Source organism: Bradyrhizobium sp. 23 (assembly GCF_023073295.1).
Taxonomy (GTDB): Bacteria; Pseudomonadota; Alphaproteobacteria; order Rhizobiales; family Xanthobacteraceae; genus Bradyrhizobium; species Bradyrhizobium canariense_D.
The window spans coordinates 22,824-24,970 of sequence record NZ_JADPJF010000001.1; the positions used below are offsets into that span (position 1 = coordinate 22,824).

At 67.9% G+C, this 2,147-nt stretch carries 3 protein-coding genes; 2 read left to right on the forward strand and 1 reads right to left on the reverse strand.

The features are described from left to right. Nucleotides 1-194: hypothetical protein (locus IVB32_RS00150; RefSeq protein WP_247409482.1), on the forward strand; the 194-nt coding region annotated here is incomplete at its 5' end. Nucleotides 195-340: 146 nt separating this feature from the next. Further along, on the forward strand, nt 341-1,762 hold the full coding sequence (locus IVB32_RS00155) for an MFS transporter (RefSeq protein WP_051112982.1): 1,422 nt from the start codon (nt 341-343) through the stop codon (nt 1,760-1,762). Between the two features lie 46 nt (nt 1,763-1,808). Here IVB32_RS00155 and IVB32_RS00160 read toward each other — a convergent pair. Further along, a partial coding sequence (locus tag IVB32_RS00160; RefSeq protein WP_247409484.1) for a cupin domain-containing protein occupies nt 1,809-2,147 on the reverse strand: 339 nt, incomplete at its 5' end.

The following is a 2,147-nucleotide window of genomic DNA, read 5'->3' on the forward strand; positions in this document are numbered from 1 at the left end:
ACAGTGGCATCGTGCGCTCACGCGAGGCAGCCGATGCGCCGATTTGCCATGAAGGCCCTGTTCACCGCTCTCAATCTCAACCGCGCCGAGCGGAGCGGATCGATTGGGAGCGCACCATCCTGATCGTCTCGACCGCGGTGACGGTTGGGCTCGGCGCGCTCTATGTGTTCGGGAAGTCGACCTCCCGCTGGTGAGCCGCGAGGCCGTGCCGACCCATGCCCGCGGTGCCGGGAGACCTGCTCCCGGCGCAGGAACCGCCCGTATCCTGCCGGGTTGCGATGCATCTCGCAAGTTCCTAATCCGGAGACGAACCACGGCTCGAATCAAGCACGCCGCCATCATGTTGCCAGCCTCCATGGAGCACGCCGACGGCCTGCCGCAGCCGCAGCGTGGCCAGGCGGTCCTGACCATTGCGCTCGGCATTATCATGGCAGTGGTCGACAGCGCCATCGCCAACGTCGCGCTGCCGACGATCGCGGCCGACCTCGACGCCAGCCCGGCGTTCTCGATCTGGATCGTCAACGGCTACCAGCTCGCGATCACGATCTCGCTGCTGCCGCTGGCTTCGCTCGGCGAGATCGTCGGCTATCGCCGCGTCTATCTGGTCGGCCTGGTGCTGTTCACATTTGCCTCCGCACTCTGCGCGCTGGCGCACACGCTGCCGCTCCTCACGATTGCACGCATCGTGCAGGGGTTCGGCGCGGCCGGCATCATGAGCGTCAACGCAGCGCTGGTGCGTTTCACTTACCCACGCAGCCAGCTCGGCCGCGGCATCGGGCTCAACGCTCTCGTCGTCGCCTTCTCAGCCGCGGTCGGCCCGACGCTCGCCGCCGGTATCCTGGCGTTCGGCAGCTGGCCCTGGCTGTTCGCCATCAACGTTCCGCTCGGCGTGGTGACATTGGTGCTGGGCCTGCGCAGCCTGCCGCACACCAGGCCTGCGAGCCATTCCTTCGACTGGCAGAGCGCGGGGCTGTCCGCGATCACCTTCGGCGTCGGCATCGCGGCCGTCGATAGCGTCGGTCATGGCGAAGCCGCGATCACCTGCCTCGTGCAGTTCGCCATCGCGCTCGTCGCGGGCGCGCTGCTGATCTACCGCGAGACCCACATGGCCTCGCCGCTGCTGCCGATCGACCTGTTGCGCATCCCCGTGTTCGCATTGTCGATTGCGACTTCGATCGCCTCGTTCTGCGGGCAGATGCTGGCCTTCGTCGCGATCCCCTTCTATCTCCAGAGCCGCTTCGGCTATTCGGCGGTGCATATGGGCCTCTTGATCACGCCGTGGCCGATCGCGGTGGCGTTCGCAGCCCCCCTCGCCGGCCGCCTGGTGGAGCATTATCCGGCCGGCCTGCTCGGCGGCATCGGCCTTACGCTGTTCGCCTGCGGCCTCGCTGCGCTCGCCTTGCTGCCGGCTGCGCCCACGCCGCTCGACGTGGTCTGGCGGATGGCGCTGGCCGGCGCCGGCTTCGGCCTGTTCCAGACCCCCAATAACCGCACCATGATCGCGGCCGCCCCGCGCGAGCGTGCCGGCGGCGCCAGCGGCATGCTGGGGACGGCGCGGCTGCTTGGGCAGACCACCGGCGCAGCGCTGGTGGCACTCTTCCTCGGCCGCTATCCGATCGAGGGAACCAGGATCGCGTTGCTGACCGGCGTCGGCTTCGCGCTCTGCGGCGCAGCGCTGAGCATGTTGCGGCTGTCGTCCGCGGGTGCGCGCGGCGCCGAGCATGTTCGCGTGCAGGACGACCAGCGCCTGCGCGGCGAATAGCGCGCGACCATTTGGGAAGGCCGATTTCGGCTGCGTCCGCCGCGCCTCACATCTTCACCATCTCGGTGCGATATTTCGGCAGCAGTGCTGCGATCAGCTTGCCTTTCTCGGCCATCTCTTCCGGGGTCGGCTTCGGCGGTGGCGATGTGCGGCCTTCGACGGGAAAGCCAACCGCCAGGAAGAATTCGTCCTGTCCCGCTGGCGCGCACATGCAGAGCATACGGGCCGTCTTGCCGGACACGTTCTTGAACGCGTGCGGCGCGTTGGCCGGGACGTTGACGGTCGACCCCGCACTTACGGTATTACCGCGAAAGGTGAATTCAAGTTCGCCTTCGAGCAGCGTGAACATCTCCTCGAAGTCGTGGCGGTGCGGCGGGGGCCCGCC